Origin of the sequence: Bradyrhizobium sp. McL0615, assembly GCF_049993905.1 — a bacterium.
GTDB lineage: Bacteria > Pseudomonadota > Alphaproteobacteria > Rhizobiales > Xanthobacteraceae > Bradyrhizobium.
This window is the reverse complement of record NZ_CP188254.1, coordinates 6,255,119-6,270,060: the sequence shown is the minus strand read 5'-3', so window position 1 is coordinate 6,270,060 and position 14,942 is coordinate 6,255,119. Positions and strand designations below refer to the sequence as shown.

Below are 14,942 nucleotides of genomic sequence, written 5' to 3'. Positions count from 1 at the left end.
TTCCCCACACGATTACTCTATAGGCCCATCCAAGTTCGGCATTCCCGTCCTGCCGTCTCGGCCTGTCGTTTGAGATATTCAACCACGTCAGGTGCGTTCGAATCTCTCGTGAGACCTTTGTAGGTCGTGTTGTCAGCTATATGAATGCCGACGCATTGGCAGTATTTTGAAATTTGTTCGTCCGAAAGGTTTTGTCCCTGTCTGAGCGACATCTGCCGCCGAACGCAAACGGGTTGCATCGACTTCATGGCATAGTCCCGTGTCGCTCCGCTGATCCGCTCGGTGCTGCTGAAGAACCATTGTCCGTAAAGCGCGAGCAACATGCCAATACCAACAAACGAGATAACGAACACGGTTGCACCCTTGATAGCTCTCGCATCGGAAGCTGGCAGCCGCCATCTGAAGATGTTTACGACCATGGCGACGATCACGAAAATCAGCGGCGCGGCGATTATCTGACCGGCCAGATACATTACGGTCTCGGCGCTCGCTGTCTGAGCATAATTCGCAAGCTCGAACCCCCGACCGCTTGCGATCTGAAGTGACAGGACGAACACAGACACCATCAGTCCGATGTTGGTGGCTCCCCAGAGGCTCCACTTTCTGTCCGCGACGACGGCAACGGTTTGAGTGTCATCGTGTTCGGCTCGTTCTGCTGGAGCGGGCAGAGGCGGCGGCAGCGATTCACGCTTTGGCGGCTGCCAGAAGTCAGCAAGCTCGCTTATCGGCTTCCAGTCGCGGAAACCGGGGCGCCATATCAGGTCGTGTCCGACCAGTTGCCCACTGTGCAGATATTCGAGGACTTGATCGTGAGACAGCGGACCACGCTGCTCGCCGTCAATAATGACATGCCAGATCACGGCTTCCCCCAACCCACCTAATCTCGCCCGGAGCTACCGATAAGCTCTTTTGCGCGGCGTGTCATTGCCGCCACAACGATCATCCACTTCCGCGCCGAATGCCGGAGGTCCTCCGGCTCCGACCAAGCAGTTGGGGCAACACATCGCGCGGACGCCGGACGCGCACATTTCGCCGAAGGTGATCTTCTGGGGAGAGGTCGTCATGGCCGCATCTTAAAATCAGCTGTGGAGAACCCGCAACGTAGGAAACGCAATTTGGCACACCATTGACACAACGGCTCGATGGCGCTGCCAATTCTTGCGGGGCATCAAGCCCTTGCGACAGTCCCAATGTCCCTCAACAAGGGACTGGGCGGCGGAGTTTGCTGTTGACGGGCAGGGAAATCGGCACTCAGATAACTTCGTCCCCCGAAGGCTCTCATGTTTTTTGAATGGAGAGCCGTGTCATGCGCAATCGACTACAGGTCAGCTTTTGGGGACTCCATCTCACCGCCGGAGGCGTGGTTGCGATAGCGGCAGCGCTGCTGATCGTCATCGCCGTCTTGGCGGCGTCTCGACTTTAGCCTGTGGATAGCTCAGAAATTTGGACCGGCGAATGCCTGACAGGTCCAAATGTTTTCAAGGGGACCGCGCTCTTTCTCCGTGAGCGCCGCGCTCCAGCCCATCTTGACGAGCAGTCGCGTCACCGCGCACAGATAACTTCGTTCCCCGAAGGCTCTCATGTTTTTTCAATGGAGAGCCGCGCGATGTCGGACAAGCTACTGATCAACCTTTTTGGCCTGACCATCAGCGCCGACGGCATCTACGCCATCATTGGTGCGGTCATCATCGTCGTCGTGCTCATTGTTGTTCGGTGGCGACCACGGTGATGCAATCTCGCCGCTACCAGATAACCGGACGAGGCTCGCCCGCTTCACCCGCGCTTCGCAAAAATTTTGCACAACAAATTGTAGCTCCAGCAGATCGCGACACAACCGTGAACACATGAGCCTTACCGCATTGATCTACAGAGGCTTTTTGCTCCTCAATACTCCCTTGCGCAGGGAATGCCGGAGTGTTCCGACTGTACCTGTATGCTCGTGTGCGCATTTCCATGCATACATTGCACACGAGACCGCGGGTGCAGCGTGCACCCGGCATTCCCTGCTCCCTCCGATTTCGAAGGAGGGGAGTTTCGAGCAAGCCTCGGGCGCAGCGCGTCGCGAGAATGCGAGACTGTATCCACCGTCATTGCGAGCGAAGCGAAGCAATCCATGGCGCGGGTGTTGAGACGTGGATTGCTTCGCTGCGCTCGCAATGACGGGCATAGGCCGCGGATACCCCCGCATGTGTGGGATATCGCGCGCTGTTCTGGCCGCACAAAATCCTCCAGCGGGGCGGCGACCGGGATTTCGCGCATGTCGGTCACGCCCATGTGAAAGAGCCGCTTTCGGGCTCAAATTGACAATGACTGACTAGTCAGTCATATTAATAGCATGGCAAATGAAACCCCCAAAACCCCGCGGAAAACCGCCCCAAAGCCTGCCAATCGGCGGGCGGGGGCATCGGCTGACCTGCCTGCATCAAAGCCGGCCTCCAAGCCCGCCTCCAACCGCGCCGAACGCGCGGCGGAACGGCGCGGGGCGATTATCGAGGCGGCAATGGACGAGTTCATCGCGCGCGGGTTTGCGGCGACGCGGCTTGATGATGTCGCCAAACGCGCCGGCGTCGCCAAGGGCACGATCTATCTGCACTTCAAGGACAAGGAATCGATGTTCGAGGAGCTGATCCGCACCGCCATCGTGCCGATGATCACCCGTCTCTGGGGCACGCCGCCGCAGCCCGGGGCGTCGGTCCGCGACCTGGTGGAGGGATTTGCCAAGACCTTCATTGAGGAGGTGGCGACCACGCGGCGCGGCGACCTCGTGCGCCTGATCGTCGCCGAGGGGCCGCGCTTTCCGGCCGTGGCCGACTTCTATTACCGCGAAGTGGTGTCGCGAGGCCTCGGCGGCATGCGCGCGCTGATCGAACTCGGCATCGCGCGCGGCGAGATCAAGCAGAAAAACCTGGCGCGGTTTCCGCAAATCATGGTGGCGCCCGCGCTGATCGCCGTGATCTGGCAGAGCCTTTTCAGCAGACATGCGCCGCTGGACGCCCTCGAAATGTTTCGGGTGCATCTCGATCTGATTTTTGGCGAACGGAGGACGACATGACCTCGTCGCGAATGACGACAATTTTGGCCGCGCTGGCGCTCGCCGACGTGCTTACCGGCTGCAACGAACGGAAGGATCCGGGCTTTCAGGGCTGGGTCGAGGCCGACATGATCTTCGTCAGCCCCGACGAAAGCGGCCGCGTCACAAAACTCAACGTGCGCGAGGGCGACGAGGTGACACCCGGCATGCAGCTCTATTCGGTCGACGACGATCTGCAGCAGGCCGACCTCAACCAGAACAAGGCGACGCTCGCCAACGCGCAGCAGAGTTTTGACCGCGCATCGTCGTTGAGCAAGACCGGCTCCGGCACGCAGGCCAATCTGGATTCGGCGACCTCGGCGCTGCGCGTGGCCGAAGCCCGCGTCAACACCTCGCAGACCAGGCTGGCGCGGCGCAGCGGCTTTGCGCCGGTCGGCGGCACCATCCAGCAGATCTATTTCCGCGAAGGCGAAATGGTGCCGGCGCAGCGGCCGGTGCTGTCGATCATGCCGCCCGGCAACATGAAGCTGCGCTTCTTCGTAGCCGAAACGGAATTGCCGAAGCTATCGATCGGCGACGAGGTGAGGGTGACCTGCGACAATTGCGCGCCTGATCTCACGGCAAAGATCTATTTCATCGCGACCACGGCGGAATACACCCCGCCTGTCATCTACAGCCTCGATGAGCGCAACAAGCTGGTCTACCTGATCCAGGCGCGGCCCAGCCGGCCGGATGTGCTGCGGGTCGGCCAGCCGATCAGCGTGTTCCTCAATCCCCGAACGCCGATGGCGGACAAGCGATGAGTATGTCTGTCGCGTCAGGACCCGACATCGCGATCAACGTCGAGGGCCTGTCAAAATCCTTCGGCGGCCGCGAGGTCGTGCATGACCTGTCGATGCAGGTGAAGCGCGGCTCGATCTACGGCTTCCTCGGTCCCAACGGCTCCGGCAAGACCACCACCATCCGCATGCTGTGCGGGCTGCTGACGCCGGATGCCGGCGAGGGCACCTGTCTCGGCTACGACATCCGCCGCGACGCGGACAAGATCAAGCGCCAGGTCGGCTACATGACGCAGCGCTTCAGCCTGTACCAGGACCTGTCGGTGCGCGAGAACCTCGAATTCGTCGCGCGGCTCTACGGCCTGCGCGACGCGCGGGGCGCGGCACGGGACATGATCAAGCGGATCGGCCTGAACGGCCGCGAGGAGCAGCTCGCCGGCGAGCTTTCTGGCGGCTGGAAGCAGCGGCTCGCGCTCGGCGCCTGCACTCTGCCCAATCCGCAATTGCTGCTGCTGGACGAGCCGACCGCCGGTGTCGATCCCAAGGCGCGGCGCGATTTCTGGAACGAGATCCATGCGCTCGCCGCCGACGGTCTGACGGTGCTGGTCTCGACCCATTACATGGACGAGGCCGAGCGCTGTCACGAGATCGCCTATATCGCCTATGGCCATCTGCTGGCGCACGGCACGGTGGACGAGGTGATCGCGAAATCGGCGCTGTCGACCTGGACGGTTTCCGGCGACGATCTCAACGGGCTTGCGACTGAACTCGCAGGCAAGCCGGGCGTCGACATGGTGGCGCCGTTCGGCACCAGCCTGCACGTCTCGGGGCGCGACAAGGCTGCGCTCGAGGCGACGATCTCACCCTATCGCAATAAGAAGGGACGGCACTGGCAGGATAGCGAACCGTCGCTGGAAGATGTATTCATCGATCTCATGAACCGCTCAAAGGACAATTTCCAATGAGTGCAACCGAATCCGTTCATCCTGTAGAGGAGGTCAGGGAGCCGGCCTTCGGCTTCTGGCGCCGCAGCTATGCGATGCTGGTCAAGGAATTCATCCAGCTCCGCCGCGACCGCGTCTCGTTCGCGATGATCGTGATGATCCCGGTGATGCAGCTATTGCTGTTTGGCTATGCCATCAACACCACGCCACGCCATCTGCCGACGGCAGTGTTGGTCCAGGAGGACAGCGATCTGGCGCGCTCGGTGCTGAAGGCGATGGAGAATACCAGCTACTTTCGCTTCACCCGCGAGGTGCACAGCGTCGCCGAGTTCGATGATCTGCTGCAGTCCGGCAAGGTGCTGTTCGGGGTCGAGGTCCCGCGCGGTTTCGAGCGCGCGGTGCGGCGCGGCGACAAGCCGGCGCTGCTGGTTGCGGCGGATGCGACCGATCCGGTTGCATCCGGCACGGCGCTCGGATCGCTCGGCGTGATCGTGCAGACCGCGCTCGCCCATGACCTCCACATCGGCGATCCGCCCGCGATGCCTTTCGAAATCAGGGCGCATGCCCGCTACAACCCGGCGGCCGAGTCGCGGCTCAATATCGTGCCGGGCCTCGTCGGCACCATCCTGACCATGACCATGCTGATCTTCACCGCGCTGTCGGTGACGCGCGAAATCGAACGCGGCACCATGGAGAGCCTGCTATCGATGCCGATCAGGCCGGTGGAGGTGATGTTCGGCAAGATCATTCCCTATGTGATCGTCGGCTTCGTCCAGGCGACACTGATCGTCAGCATCGGGGTTTTGTTGTTCGGGGTGCCGATCCTCGGCAGCGTGACGCTGCTGGCTATTCTGACGACGCTGTTCATCACCACCAATCTGTCGATCGGCTACACCTTTTCCACCATCGTCCAGAACCAGTTGCAGGCGATGCAGATGTCGATGATGTTCTTCCTGCCCAGCATTCTGTTGTCCGGATTCATGTTTCCGTTCGCGGGCATGCCGGTCTGGGCGCAGTATCTCGGCGAGGGCCTGCCGCTGACCCATTACATCCGCATCGTCCGCGCCATCATGCTGAAGGGCGCAGCACCGTCCAACCTGCAATACGACACGATTGCACTCATTGCACTGATGCTAATCGCGATGACGATCGCCGTGACCCGCTTCCGTCGCACGCTCGATTGAGGTTATAAGTGTGGATGCATTCGGGAAGCAGCAAGGCGATGCGGACGTCATTGCGAGCGGAGCGAAGCAATCCATCGCTCTGTTGAGAAATATGGATTGCTTCGTCGCTTCGCTCCTCGCAATGACGGCTGAGACAGACGCGCTTTGCGTGCGACAGACGGAATGCTGGTTAGGTGAGTAATGGCAGGGTTCTGGGGCAAGAAGACAAAAGACCACGACACCGGCGTATCGGCAGACTTCCAGCACGCGCTGATGCAGGAAGTGATGACGACCGAGCTGTTGCGGATCAAGGCCCTGATCGCGACTGCCCTGGTGCTCTGCGTCATCGTGACGATCGTCTACTTCTTTGCAACCGAGGCGGTCGCCCGGGTCTGGCACGGCAATCTGACGCCGCGCTATCTGTACTCCATCATCGGACCGTTCATCCTGTTCGAATGGTGGGTGCACGGGTCCATCAAGCGGCATATGAAGCGGGGACGCGACCTGCCGCTGTACCGCCGTTATATCGGCGCGCTGATCGAAACGTCGATGCCGACGGTGGCGCTGGCGCTGCATATCGACAGCATGGGATCGGTGACCGCACTCGGGTTCGTCGCGCCGATGATCTATTTCATTTTCATCATCCTCTCGACGTTACGGCTTGACTTCTGGCTTTCCACCTTCACCGGCGCGGTCGCCGCCACGCAGCTGTTCTGCATGGCGATATTCTATCATCCGGCGGCAGATGCCGACCCCAGCATCTTCTATCACGCCGCTCGCAGCCTGATCGTCTTGGTCTGCGGCGTGCTCGCAGGTGCGGTCGGGCACCAGTTGCGGCGGCAGTTTGAGACGAGCATCAAGGCGGCCACCGCCCGCGACCGCATCACCAATTTGTTCGGCCAGCACGTTTCGCCGCAGGTGGTGGACCGCCTGATGGCAGAAGGCACCAGGACCGACAGCGACATCCGCCGCGTTGCCGTCATGTTCGTCGACTTTCGCAGTTTTACGGCCGGCGCACGCACGCGAACGCCACAAGAGGTCGTCAGCCGGCTCGATGGCGCGTTTGCCATTCTGGTCGACATCCTCGACCGCCACGGCGGCATCGTGAACAAGTTTCTCGGCGATGGATTTTTGGCGCTGTTCGGCGCGCCGCTGGAAGCGCCTGACCCGGCGCATCGAGCGGTCGCTGCGGCTCGCGAAATGCTGGAAGCCAATGCGCGGGTCAATGAAGCGACGAGCTGGCCCTTGCGCATCGGCATCGGCATTCATCTCGGCGAGGTGGTCGCCGGCAACATCGGCTCGCCGCGGCGCAAGGAATACACGGTGATCGGCGACACCGTGAATTTTGCCTCGCGGCTGGAGGCGCTCAACAAGGACTTCAATTCGCAGTTCCTGATCTCGGAAGCGGTGCGCGATGCGCTCGGCGAAGCTTGCGGCGACGCTGTCTCCCTCGGTGAGGTCGAGGTCAGGGGTTATGAGCGGCCGATGGCCGTGTGGCGGTTGGGATAGGGGAGTATCGAAATGCAGCGCCGTTACATCACTGTGGACGTTTTCACTGATCGCGCTTTTGGCGGCAATCCGCTCGGTGTGGTCCTCGATGCCGGGGGGCTGTCGACCGAACAGATGCAGGCGGTTGCCAGGGAATTCAACTATTCGGAGACGACCTTCGTGCTGCCGCCGACCGACAGCGCGAACGACGCGCAGGTTCGCATCTTCACCGTGAACCGGGAAATTCCCTTCGCGGGCCACCCCAATGTCGGCACCGCCTTCGTGCTGGCGACGCTGGCGGCAAAGCCGCCGGCACGGCTGCTGTTCGAGGAGGGCGCAGGCCTCGTGCCGGTCGAGATCGTGACCGAGCAGGGCAAGGTCGTCAGCACCGAATTCACGGCGCCGCAGCCTCTGAAGCGGATGTCGCAGCTTCCCGTCGAGCAGGCCGCCGCTTGCCTCTCGCTGTCAGCCGGCGAGGTGAAGACCGACCGGCATGCACCGCAGATCATCTCGGTCGGATTGTCGTTTCTGGCTGTCGAAGTCGCCTCCCGCGAGGCGCTGCGGCGGGCCAGGCCCGATGCCGCGGCATTCGCAAAAACTTTCCCGTGTGACGGCAGCGACGCCGTCTACTTCTACACGCGCGATGTGCCGGCCAGCGAAAAGCCGTGCGAGCTGCAGGCGCGAATGTTTCACCCCGGCGCCAGCGGACTGTCCGAAGATCCCGCGACCGGCAGCGCGACGGCGGCGGCCGCGGCGCTGCTGGCCGATCTTGACGACCTCAAGGACGGCGAACTGCGATTGAAGATCGGGCAGGGCGTCGACATGGGCCGGCCGAGCCTCTTGCTCACGCGCGTCCGCAAGCAGAATGGCGCGGTCGCATCCATTCATGTCGGCGGCAGCAGCGTGAAGATGATGGAGGGAACGTTCCGGCTCGATGGCAAGGAGTCATAGTCTCGTAGCCCGGATGAGCGCAGCGATATCCGGGGCCGGTGTTCGAGTTGACCCGGATGTCGCTCCGCTCATCCGGGCTACGGATCTAGACCTGCGGCGCGACCAGATTCTCCACCTTCACGCCGTCGCGGTTCTCGATGATCTCCGCGATCCATTGCCGGTGGCAATGAGCATGGTCGCGCTCATAACAGAGAATGCACACCGGACCAGACTTGTTCACCAGCGCCGACAGCTCGTCGAGTTGCTCCTTCGCCTGCGTCGTCTTCAGATGCGCCGAGTAGATCTTGTGCAGCAGCCCGAACTTGCCGCTGCGCGCGGCCTCGCGGCCGCTCTTTGGCGTCCCCAGTCCCTTCAGGTGCAGATAGGAAATGCCGCGTTCATCGAGGCCGGCCGCGAGTTGATTTTTGGAGAAACCCGGCCGCCGTGAGGATGCGACCGCGCGCACGTCGACCAGCAGCTTGACGCCGGCGGCTTCCAATTCGTCGAGCACGGCCTTGGCCGGCGTCTGCTCATAGCCGATGGTGAAAAGACGCTTTGTTCTGCGGGCCATATCGATCCAGACATTATGTCGCTGGCGCAAGGCTACGGTAATGGTCGATCGATTGCTACATCCGCGTTGCGGCCGGAAGTGGCGTGTCGCATAGTTCCGCCAAAGAGCCTGTCGAAGCTCACGGTCTGGGGGAGACAGCATGTACCGCATCGGTCGCTCACTCGCATGGCTGCTCGCGCTTCTCGTGTGCGGCGTGGCCGCAGCGCACGCTCAGACCGGCTATCCCGATCGACCGGTGAAGATCATCGTCCCGATCGGTCCGGGCGGCAGTTACGATCTGGTCGGGCGGCAGCTTGCGGACGCGCTGTCGAAGCGGATGGGGCAGGCCTTCGTCGTCGAGAACAAGCCCGGCGCCGGCACCGTGGTCGGCACGCAGGCGGCAAGCCAGAGCGAGCCGGACGGCTACACGCTGGTGGTTGGCGGGCTCTCCAACATGGCGTTCAATTCGGCGCTGTATTCGAAACTCGCTTACGATCCGCGCAGGGATTTCGTGCCGGTCGCGCTGATCTACAAGTTCGGTTACGTGATGGTCGGCCGCAAGGATCTGCCGCAGGGCAAGCTTCAGGGCATCGTTGCCGCCGCACAGGCGAACCCGGGCTCGATTTCGGTCGCGACCGCCGGCGTCGGCACCGGCCAGCATCTGGTGGCGGCTGCATTCATGAAGGCGGCCGGCGTAAAATTTCAGGAGATCCCTTACAAAGGTTCGCCGCCGGCCTTCACCGATCTGCTCGCCGGCCGCATCGATCTGTTCTTCGATTCGATTGCCGCGGGGCTGCCTTACGTGCAGTCAGGACAGGCCAAGGGCATCGCCGTGCTGTCGTCCAAGCGCAGCCCGCTGGCGCCGGACGTGCCGACGATGTCGGAAACGGGCGTACCCGGTCTCGATGTGGATTCGTGGCTCGGGATATTCGCGCCCGCCAAGACGCCGCCGGATGTGATCGCAAAATTGCGCCGCGATATCCGGGCCTCGTTGCCCGAACTCAAGGAGCGTTTCGAGAAGAGCGGTGGAGAGGTGTGGGATCTGCCGGACGACAAACTCGACGCTTTCATCGCCTCCGAATACGACAACTGGACCAAACTGATCCGCGACGCCGGCATCAAGCTGGACTAGGGAGTTACTTCACGCGTTCGATCAACTCCATCGCGCCGGCCGGGGCGCGCACCTTGCCCTCGTGGATGACATAGGCGAACACGTCGCGCCGCGTCTTCGCGGGCTTGGCCTTGTCGACACGCGGCAGGTCGTCGGGCTCGCCGCCACCGGCCCAGGCCTGGAAGCGCTTGGCCCAGGCGTCGAGCTGCTTCGGCGGATAGCAGGTCTTGAGCTCGTCATTGCCCTTCTGCAGCCGCGCATAGACGAAGTCGCTGACGACGTCGGCGATGGCTGGATATTTGCCGTGCTCGGCGTACACGACGGGCGTCTCGAACTTGCGCAGCAACGCGATGAACTCCGGCACGCAGAAACTGTCATGCCGCACCTCGACCACGTGACGCAGTGCGCGTCCTTCGAGCTTGCGCGGCAGCAGTTCGAGGAACTTGCCGAAATCGGCCTCGTCGAATTTCTTGGTCGGCGCGAACTGCCACAGCACCGGGCCGAGCCGGTCGCCGAGCTCCAGCACGCCGGAATCGTAGAAGCGTTTTACGGAATCGCCGGCCTCCGCCAGCACACGACGGTTGGTCGCGAAGCGCGGTCCCTTCAACGAGAACACGAATCCGTCCGGCACCTCGCGCGCCCATTTGCGAAAACTCTCCGGCTTCTGCGAGCCGTAATAGGTGCCGTTGATCTCGATCGAGGTCAGTTTCGACGCCGCGTAGGACAGTTCCTTCGCCTGCGTCAGCTTCTCGGGATAAAACACCCCGCGCCACGGCTCGAAGGTCCAGCCGCCGATGCCGATAAAGATGTTGCCGCTGTTTTTCGCGGTCGATTTCGAAGGCTTGCTCACGGGAGGGCTCGTCGGAAAATGAGGGGAGAGGTCTGGCGGATGTTAACCAAATCGGCCCTGATTGGCCAGATTGTCGCAGTACGTGACGAGCGCGGAAACGCGGGATAGTGGCGAAGTGCGACAGCCCGGGATATGGACACGGAAGTGCCTTCGACAGAGAATAAACATGGCACTTGGCGCGCCAATTGCAAAGCATGCAGCATCGCGGGCCGGTGCGGGCTTAAGGATCTTGGCAGCCGGCCTGATGTTCTCCGTCTGGTGCTCTCCCTCTATGTCGACGCAGGTTAGGATTTAGGTTTGGCTTCGAGCGGACCCATGATCGGCAAGCATCCCCCATCGCAACCGGCCTCGGCTCCGGGCAAGGCCGGCGCGCCCGCGCAGTTCGGCGCGCTGTTGATGACCGACAGCGGGACGCAGCGCAACGGGCCGCCGTACTTGTTCAGCGGACTGACGGAAACCGAAATCGCGCAAGTGCTGGGTTCGGGGAAACGCCGCGTGCTCTACCGCGGCGCGCAGTTGTTCAGCCAAGCCAGTCCGCAAGACGGCATCTACCTGATCGAAAGCGGACGCATCAAGGTGTTCTACACCGCGCCATCGGGCCGCGAGATCACGCTGGCCTACTGGCACTCCGGCAATTTTGTCGGCGGTCCGGAAGTGTTCAAGCAGGGGCTGCACGTCTGGTCGGGCGTTGCAGCGGTCAACAGCACGGTGTTGCATTTGCCGGGTGACGTGTTGCGGCGAATGGTGATGACGATCCCCGCACTCGCCATCGGCATCATCGAGGGGCTCAGTTTCAAGGGGCAGTGCTATTCGGCGCTGGCCCAGATGCTCGGCACCCGTTCGCCGACCGAACGGCTGGCGCAGCTGCTGCTGCATCTGATGAACCTTTACGGCGTGGAAGAGCGCGATGGGGCGTTGATCGCCGCATCATTCACCCACGCCGACCTTGCGCATATGACGGGCGTGACGCGCCAGTCCGTCACCATCAGCCTTAAGAGGTTCACCGAGCTTGGCATCCTCGCCGCGCATGGCTCCAATCTCGTGATCAAGAATGCCGACATGCTGAGCGAAATCAGGGATGGCAAGCTCGCCAAGACCGCCGCTACGGACGAGGTCTGAGGACTGGCGGGGAGGCCGCACGTCCGTGTCAAACCGCCGCTGACACTTGCCGGTATCAGGCGATTTCGCGCTTTCCGGTCAGGATCTGATCTGAATGGGTGGCTAATTTCTAGTCACGGCGCTCATCTGATAGACAAATCAGACAGAATTTCTGTCCACTAATTGAGCATCCGGATATTTCTTCGCAATACGTTGCTGCTTCGCGGCGTTCGTCGTTTCGGTTTCAAAGTCCGCCGTTCAGAGTTCGCCTACCGGACGTCTCAAACGTCCGCGATGGTAGCGAGCGAGTTCACGGCAAATGACGTCAACTTCCTTCTTTAGCCACGCCGTTCGCGATCCGGGCCACCGCGAACCAAGCCCGCTGCAGGTCGTCAGCACGGGTCCCGTGGCATATCGCTTGCAGCATCGCCCCCGTCAAGCCAGTCAGCCTGCTCACCGTCGAGCACCCAGCCAATCTTCCACGGCCGGAACGCTTCGCGTGGGCATTGCACAAAATCCAGCACAGTTCAGTTCGAAGAGGATTTGTCTAATGACCGTCGGCCCTGCGTCCAAGCTCTCTGGCTTCCTTCCCTTGTTCGTTGCCGCAACCTTGGGGTTGGCGTCGGCAACCGCCAGCGCCGAAACCCTCGAGATCGGCATCGGCACGCAGAACACCACCACCAACACGGTGACCGGCGGTGTCGTTCTGAAGGAGCTGGGCCTGCTGGAGAAGCACCTGCCGAAGACGGGCAAGTACAAGGACATTCAATACAAGCTGAGCTGGCAGAACGCGACATCAGGCCCGCCGATCACCAACGGCATGATGGCCAACAATATCCAGATCGGCATGATGGGCGACTATCCGCTGATGGTGAACGGCGCCACCGGGCAGGCCACCAAGAACGAAACCCAGCTCGTCGCCATCATCGCCTACAATGCGGTCGGCGGCGGCAATGGCATCGTCGTTCACAAGGACTCGCCGTTCTACGAACTCGCGGACCTCAAGGGCAAGAACGTCTCGGTGCCGTTCGGCTCGGCCGCGCACGGCATGGTGCTGACCTCGCTGCAGAAGCGCGGATTGCCGCCCGATTTCTGGAATCTGGTGTCGCAGTCGCCGGAAGTCGGCAGCACCAATTTGCAGGAAAAGCGCATCGATGCGCATGGCGACTTCGTGCCGTTCGCCGAACTGCTCCCGTTCAAGGGTTTCGCCCGCAAGATCTATGACGGCGCCGAGACCAAAACCCCGACGTTCCATGGCGTCGTCGTGCGCAAGGACTTTGGCGAGAAGTATCCCGAGATCGTGGTGGCCTACATCAACGCGTTGATGGAAGCGAACGACTGGATGCGCAAGAATCCCAAGCTCGCCGTCGAGAAGATCGAGGAGTGGACCAAGATCAACAAGGAAGTGGTCTACATCTTCTTAGGGCCCGGCGGTGTGCACACGCTCGATGCGACCATCAAGCCGCAATGGGTCGAGTCGGTCGGAAACAACTACGCCATCCTGCAGAAGCTGAACATGATCAAGGAGCTCAACATCGGCGCCTGGGTCAACGACAAGTATGTCCGGCAAGCCTACAAGGAGCAGGGGCTCGACTACGACAAGCAGCTGGCATCGTTCGATACCTACAACGTGACGGGCACCGATCCGATCTGTAACGCGCCGGTCAACGATCCCAAGAAGACCGGCGAGATCTGGATCCAGGGCGGCGACATCGTGCCGTTCAGCTCGCCGGTCTGCACGCTGCTCGGCGTGAAGAAATACGGTGCCGAAGGCAAGAAGTTCAACGCCGTCTACCTGGTCGATCATCAACTCGGCATCAAGGTGTTCGCCGACGCCGCATTCTATGCGGTCGGCGGCCAGGATCCGAAGAAACCGGACGTGGTGCCGTTCCTGCTCAAGAAGGATGCAGAAGAATATGCGTCCAAGAACGGCGGCAAGCTGGCGACCTATACCGAAGTGCTCAGCGCCATCAACGTCGGACAATAGGTGAGCCCATGGGCAGCATGGCAAGTGCGAAAATTGTAGTTCTCCCGATGATTGACAAGCAGAGCGATCACGAGCCGGTGGCGGTGAAGCCCACCGCCACGCAAAGCATGGGCGCGGCGGCTCCGGCCGATGCCCCGGCGCCGGTCATGTCGGAAGCTCCTGCACCGGAGCCAATCCAGACCGTTTCGCTGACCGAGGTGTTGCGGGGCCTGTTCGCCAGGATCACCCGCGAGCGGATCATTACCGCAGCACTCGCCTGCATCTCGATCGGGGCCCTGTTCCTGTTCTGGTATGTCGGAACCAAGTACCGGCTCGAATTTTACATTCGCTTCAAGAACGTCCCGACGCCCTATGAAGTGTATCAGCAGCTGACACAGGTCGGGCTGTCCAACAAGTATCTCGTCAACATCGCCATTAGCGTGCGGCGCATCCTGCTCGGCTTCTTCATCGCCATGGCGATCGGCGTGCCGCTCGGGCTCGCGATCGGAAAATATCAGCGCGTGCGTGACCTGTTCATGCCCGTCGTCGAGATTATGCGGCCGATTCCGGCGATCGCCTGGGTGCCGATGTCGATCATGCTATGGCCGAACAATGAAGCCAGCATCGTCTTCATCACCTTCATCGGCGCCTTCTTCCCGATCCTGCTCAACACCATCCACGGCGTGCATTCGCTCGATGGCGTGCTGGTACGGGCGGCGCGCTGCCTGGGTGCGAGTGAGTTCCGCCTGCTCCTGAACGTGATCCTGCCCGGTTCGCTGCCGCACATCTTCACCGGCCTTGCCGTCGGCATGGGCGTGGCGTGGGTATCGCTGATTGCGGCCGAGATGATCTCCGGTCAGTTCGGCGTCGGCTACTTCACCTGGGAAGCCTACTCGCTGGTGGACTATCCCGCGATCGTGCTCGGCATGATCACGATCGGTTTCCTTGGATTGGCCTGCAGCGGCATCATCCGGGTGGTTGGCAGCCTCCTGATGCCGTGGCTGGCATTCGCACCGGGAGGCAAGCGATGAC

14 protein-coding genes are annotated in these 14,942 nt (G+C 61.7%); 11 read left to right on the top strand and 3 right to left on the bottom strand.

The genetic code is table 11. The features are described 5' to 3' along the window. Positions 1-17: 17 nt before the first annotated feature. Positions 18-860: a DUF4339 domain-containing protein gene (locus ACPPVP_RS30255; RefSeq protein WP_426527191.1), complete on the bottom strand. Its 843-nt coding sequence runs from the start codon at positions 858-860 to the stop codon at positions 18-20. Positions 861-1,606: 746 nt separating this feature from the next. Between ACPPVP_RS30255 and ACPPVP_RS30250 the strand changes: the two genes are divergently transcribed. The 7 genes from ACPPVP_RS30250 (at position 1,607) to ACPPVP_RS30220 (ending at position 8,356) form a co-directional block, all read left to right on the top strand. Continuing rightward, positions 1,607-1,729: a hypothetical protein gene (locus tag ACPPVP_RS30250; protein ID WP_426527189.1), complete on the top strand. Its 123-nt coding sequence runs from the start codon at positions 1,607-1,609 to the stop codon at positions 1,727-1,729. A gap of 606 nt (positions 1,730-2,335) precedes the next feature. Further along, positions 2,336-3,052 (top strand): TetR/AcrR family transcriptional regulator, encoded by a 717-nt coding sequence (locus ACPPVP_RS30245; protein ID WP_426527187.1) that lies wholly within the window; start codon positions 2,336-2,338, stop codon positions 3,050-3,052. Further along, a complete protein-coding gene (locus tag ACPPVP_RS30240; protein WP_426527185.1) occupies positions 3,049-3,834 on the top strand; it encodes an HlyD family secretion protein in 786 nt (261 codons plus the stop codon). Before ACPPVP_RS30245 ends, ACPPVP_RS30240 begins: the two co-directional genes overlap by 4 nt. A gap of 2 nt (positions 3,835-3,836) precedes the next feature. Beyond that, the gene (locus tag ACPPVP_RS30235) at positions 3,837-4,775 is read left to right on the top strand and encodes an ABC transporter ATP-binding protein (RefSeq protein WP_426538145.1); all 939 of its coding nucleotides are present in this window, start codon (positions 3,837-3,839) and stop codon (positions 4,773-4,775) included. Further along, a complete protein-coding gene (locus ACPPVP_RS30230) occupies positions 4,772-5,938 on the top strand; it encodes an ABC transporter permease (RefSeq protein ID WP_426527183.1) in 1,167 nt (388 codons plus the stop codon). The genes ACPPVP_RS30235 and ACPPVP_RS30230 overlap by 4 nt, the downstream gene beginning before the upstream one ends. 180 nt (positions 5,939-6,118) lie before the next feature. Continuing rightward, positions 6,119-7,426 carry an adenylate/guanylate cyclase domain-containing protein gene (locus tag ACPPVP_RS30225; protein ID WP_426527181.1) on the top strand — a complete coding sequence of 436 codons (1,308 nt, stop codon included), beginning with the start codon at positions 6,119-6,121 and terminating at the stop codon, positions 7,424-7,426. Positions 7,427-7,438: 12 nt separating this feature from the next. Next, positions 7,439-8,356: a PhzF family phenazine biosynthesis protein gene (locus tag ACPPVP_RS30220; protein WP_426527179.1), complete on the top strand. Its 918-nt coding sequence runs from the start codon at positions 7,439-7,441 to the stop codon at positions 8,354-8,356. A gap of 85 nt (positions 8,357-8,441) precedes the next feature. Here the strand turns inward: ACPPVP_RS30220 and ACPPVP_RS30215 are convergent, their stop codons facing one another. After that, on the bottom strand, positions 8,442-8,906 hold the full coding sequence (locus ACPPVP_RS30215; RefSeq protein WP_426527177.1) for a DUF488 family protein: 465 nt from the start codon (positions 8,904-8,906) through the stop codon (positions 8,442-8,444). Positions 8,907-9,045: 139 nt separating this feature from the next. Between ACPPVP_RS30215 and ACPPVP_RS30210 the strand changes: the two genes are divergently transcribed. After that, positions 9,046-10,017 carry a Bug family tripartite tricarboxylate transporter substrate binding protein gene (locus tag ACPPVP_RS30210; RefSeq protein ID WP_426527175.1) on the top strand — a complete coding sequence of 324 codons (972 nt, stop codon included), beginning with the start codon at positions 9,046-9,048 and terminating at the stop codon, positions 10,015-10,017. A 4-nt stretch (positions 10,018-10,021) separates the two neighbouring features. On the opposite strand, the gene ACPPVP_RS30205 is transcribed toward ACPPVP_RS30210, so the two are convergent. Next, entirely contained in the window at positions 10,022-10,846 is an 825-nt protein-coding gene (locus ACPPVP_RS30205; RefSeq protein ID WP_426527173.1) for a DUF72 domain-containing protein, read from the bottom strand. Positions 10,847-11,161: 315 nt separating this feature from the next. Between ACPPVP_RS30205 and ACPPVP_RS30200 the strand changes: the two genes are divergently transcribed. The 3 genes from ACPPVP_RS30200 (at position 11,162) to ACPPVP_RS30190 (ending at position 14,941) form a co-directional block, all read left to right on the top strand. Then, the gene (locus ACPPVP_RS30200) at positions 11,162-11,965 is read left to right on the top strand and encodes a Crp/Fnr family transcriptional regulator (RefSeq protein WP_426527171.1); all 804 of its coding nucleotides are present in this window, start codon (positions 11,162-11,164) and stop codon (positions 11,963-11,965) included. Between the two features lie 529 nt (positions 11,966-12,494). Next, on the top strand, positions 12,495-13,931 hold the full coding sequence (locus ACPPVP_RS30195; RefSeq protein WP_426527169.1) for an ABC transporter substrate-binding protein: 1,437 nt from the start codon (positions 12,495-12,497) through the stop codon (positions 13,929-13,931). Positions 13,932-13,978: 47 nt separating this feature from the next. Next, complete coding sequence (locus tag ACPPVP_RS30190) at positions 13,979-14,941, top strand: ABC transporter permease (RefSeq protein ID WP_426527167.1); 963 nt, start codon at positions 13,979-13,981, stop codon at positions 14,939-14,941. Position 14,942: the final 1 nt, after the last annotated feature.

Excerpts from the sequence above, each read along its gene's own strand:
- ACPPVP_RS30250 (WP_426527189.1), top strand. The coding sequence starts at position 1,607 with ATGTCGGACAAGCTACTGATCAACCTTTTTGGCCTGACCATCAGCGCC.
- ACPPVP_RS30245 (WP_426527187.1), top strand. The coding sequence starts at position 2,336 with ATGGCAAATGAAACCCCCAAAACCCCGCGGAAAACCGCCCCAAAGCCT.
- ACPPVP_RS30240 (WP_426527185.1), top strand. The coding sequence starts at position 3,049 with ATGACCTCGTCGCGAATGACGACAATTTTGGCCGCGCTGGCGCTCGCC.
- ACPPVP_RS30235 (WP_426538145.1), top strand. The coding sequence starts at position 3,837 with ATGTCTGTCGCGTCAGGACCCGACATCGCGATCAACGTCGAGGGCCTG.
- ACPPVP_RS30230 (WP_426527183.1), top strand. The coding sequence starts at position 4,772 with ATGAGTGCAACCGAATCCGTTCATCCTGTAGAGGAGGTCAGGGAGCCG.
- ACPPVP_RS30225 (WP_426527181.1), top strand. The coding sequence starts at position 6,119 with ATGGCAGGGTTCTGGGGCAAGAAGACAAAAGACCACGACACCGGCGTA.
- ACPPVP_RS30220 (WP_426527179.1), top strand. The coding sequence starts at position 7,439 with ATGCAGCGCCGTTACATCACTGTGGACGTTTTCACTGATCGCGCTTTT.
- ACPPVP_RS30215 (WP_426527177.1), bottom strand. The coding sequence starts at position 8,906 with ATGGCCCGCAGAACAAAGCGTCTTTTCACCATCGGCTATGAGCAGACG.
- ACPPVP_RS30210 (WP_426527175.1), top strand. The coding sequence starts at position 9,046 with ATGTACCGCATCGGTCGCTCACTCGCATGGCTGCTCGCGCTTCTCGTG.
- ACPPVP_RS30200 (WP_426527171.1), top strand. The coding sequence starts at position 11,162 with ATGATCGGCAAGCATCCCCCATCGCAACCGGCCTCGGCTCCGGGCAAG.
- ACPPVP_RS30195 (WP_426527169.1), top strand. The coding sequence starts at position 12,495 with ATGACCGTCGGCCCTGCGTCCAAGCTCTCTGGCTTCCTTCCCTTGTTC.
- ACPPVP_RS30190 (WP_426527167.1), top strand. The coding sequence starts at position 13,979 with ATGATTGACAAGCAGAGCGATCACGAGCCGGTGGCGGTGAAGCCCACC.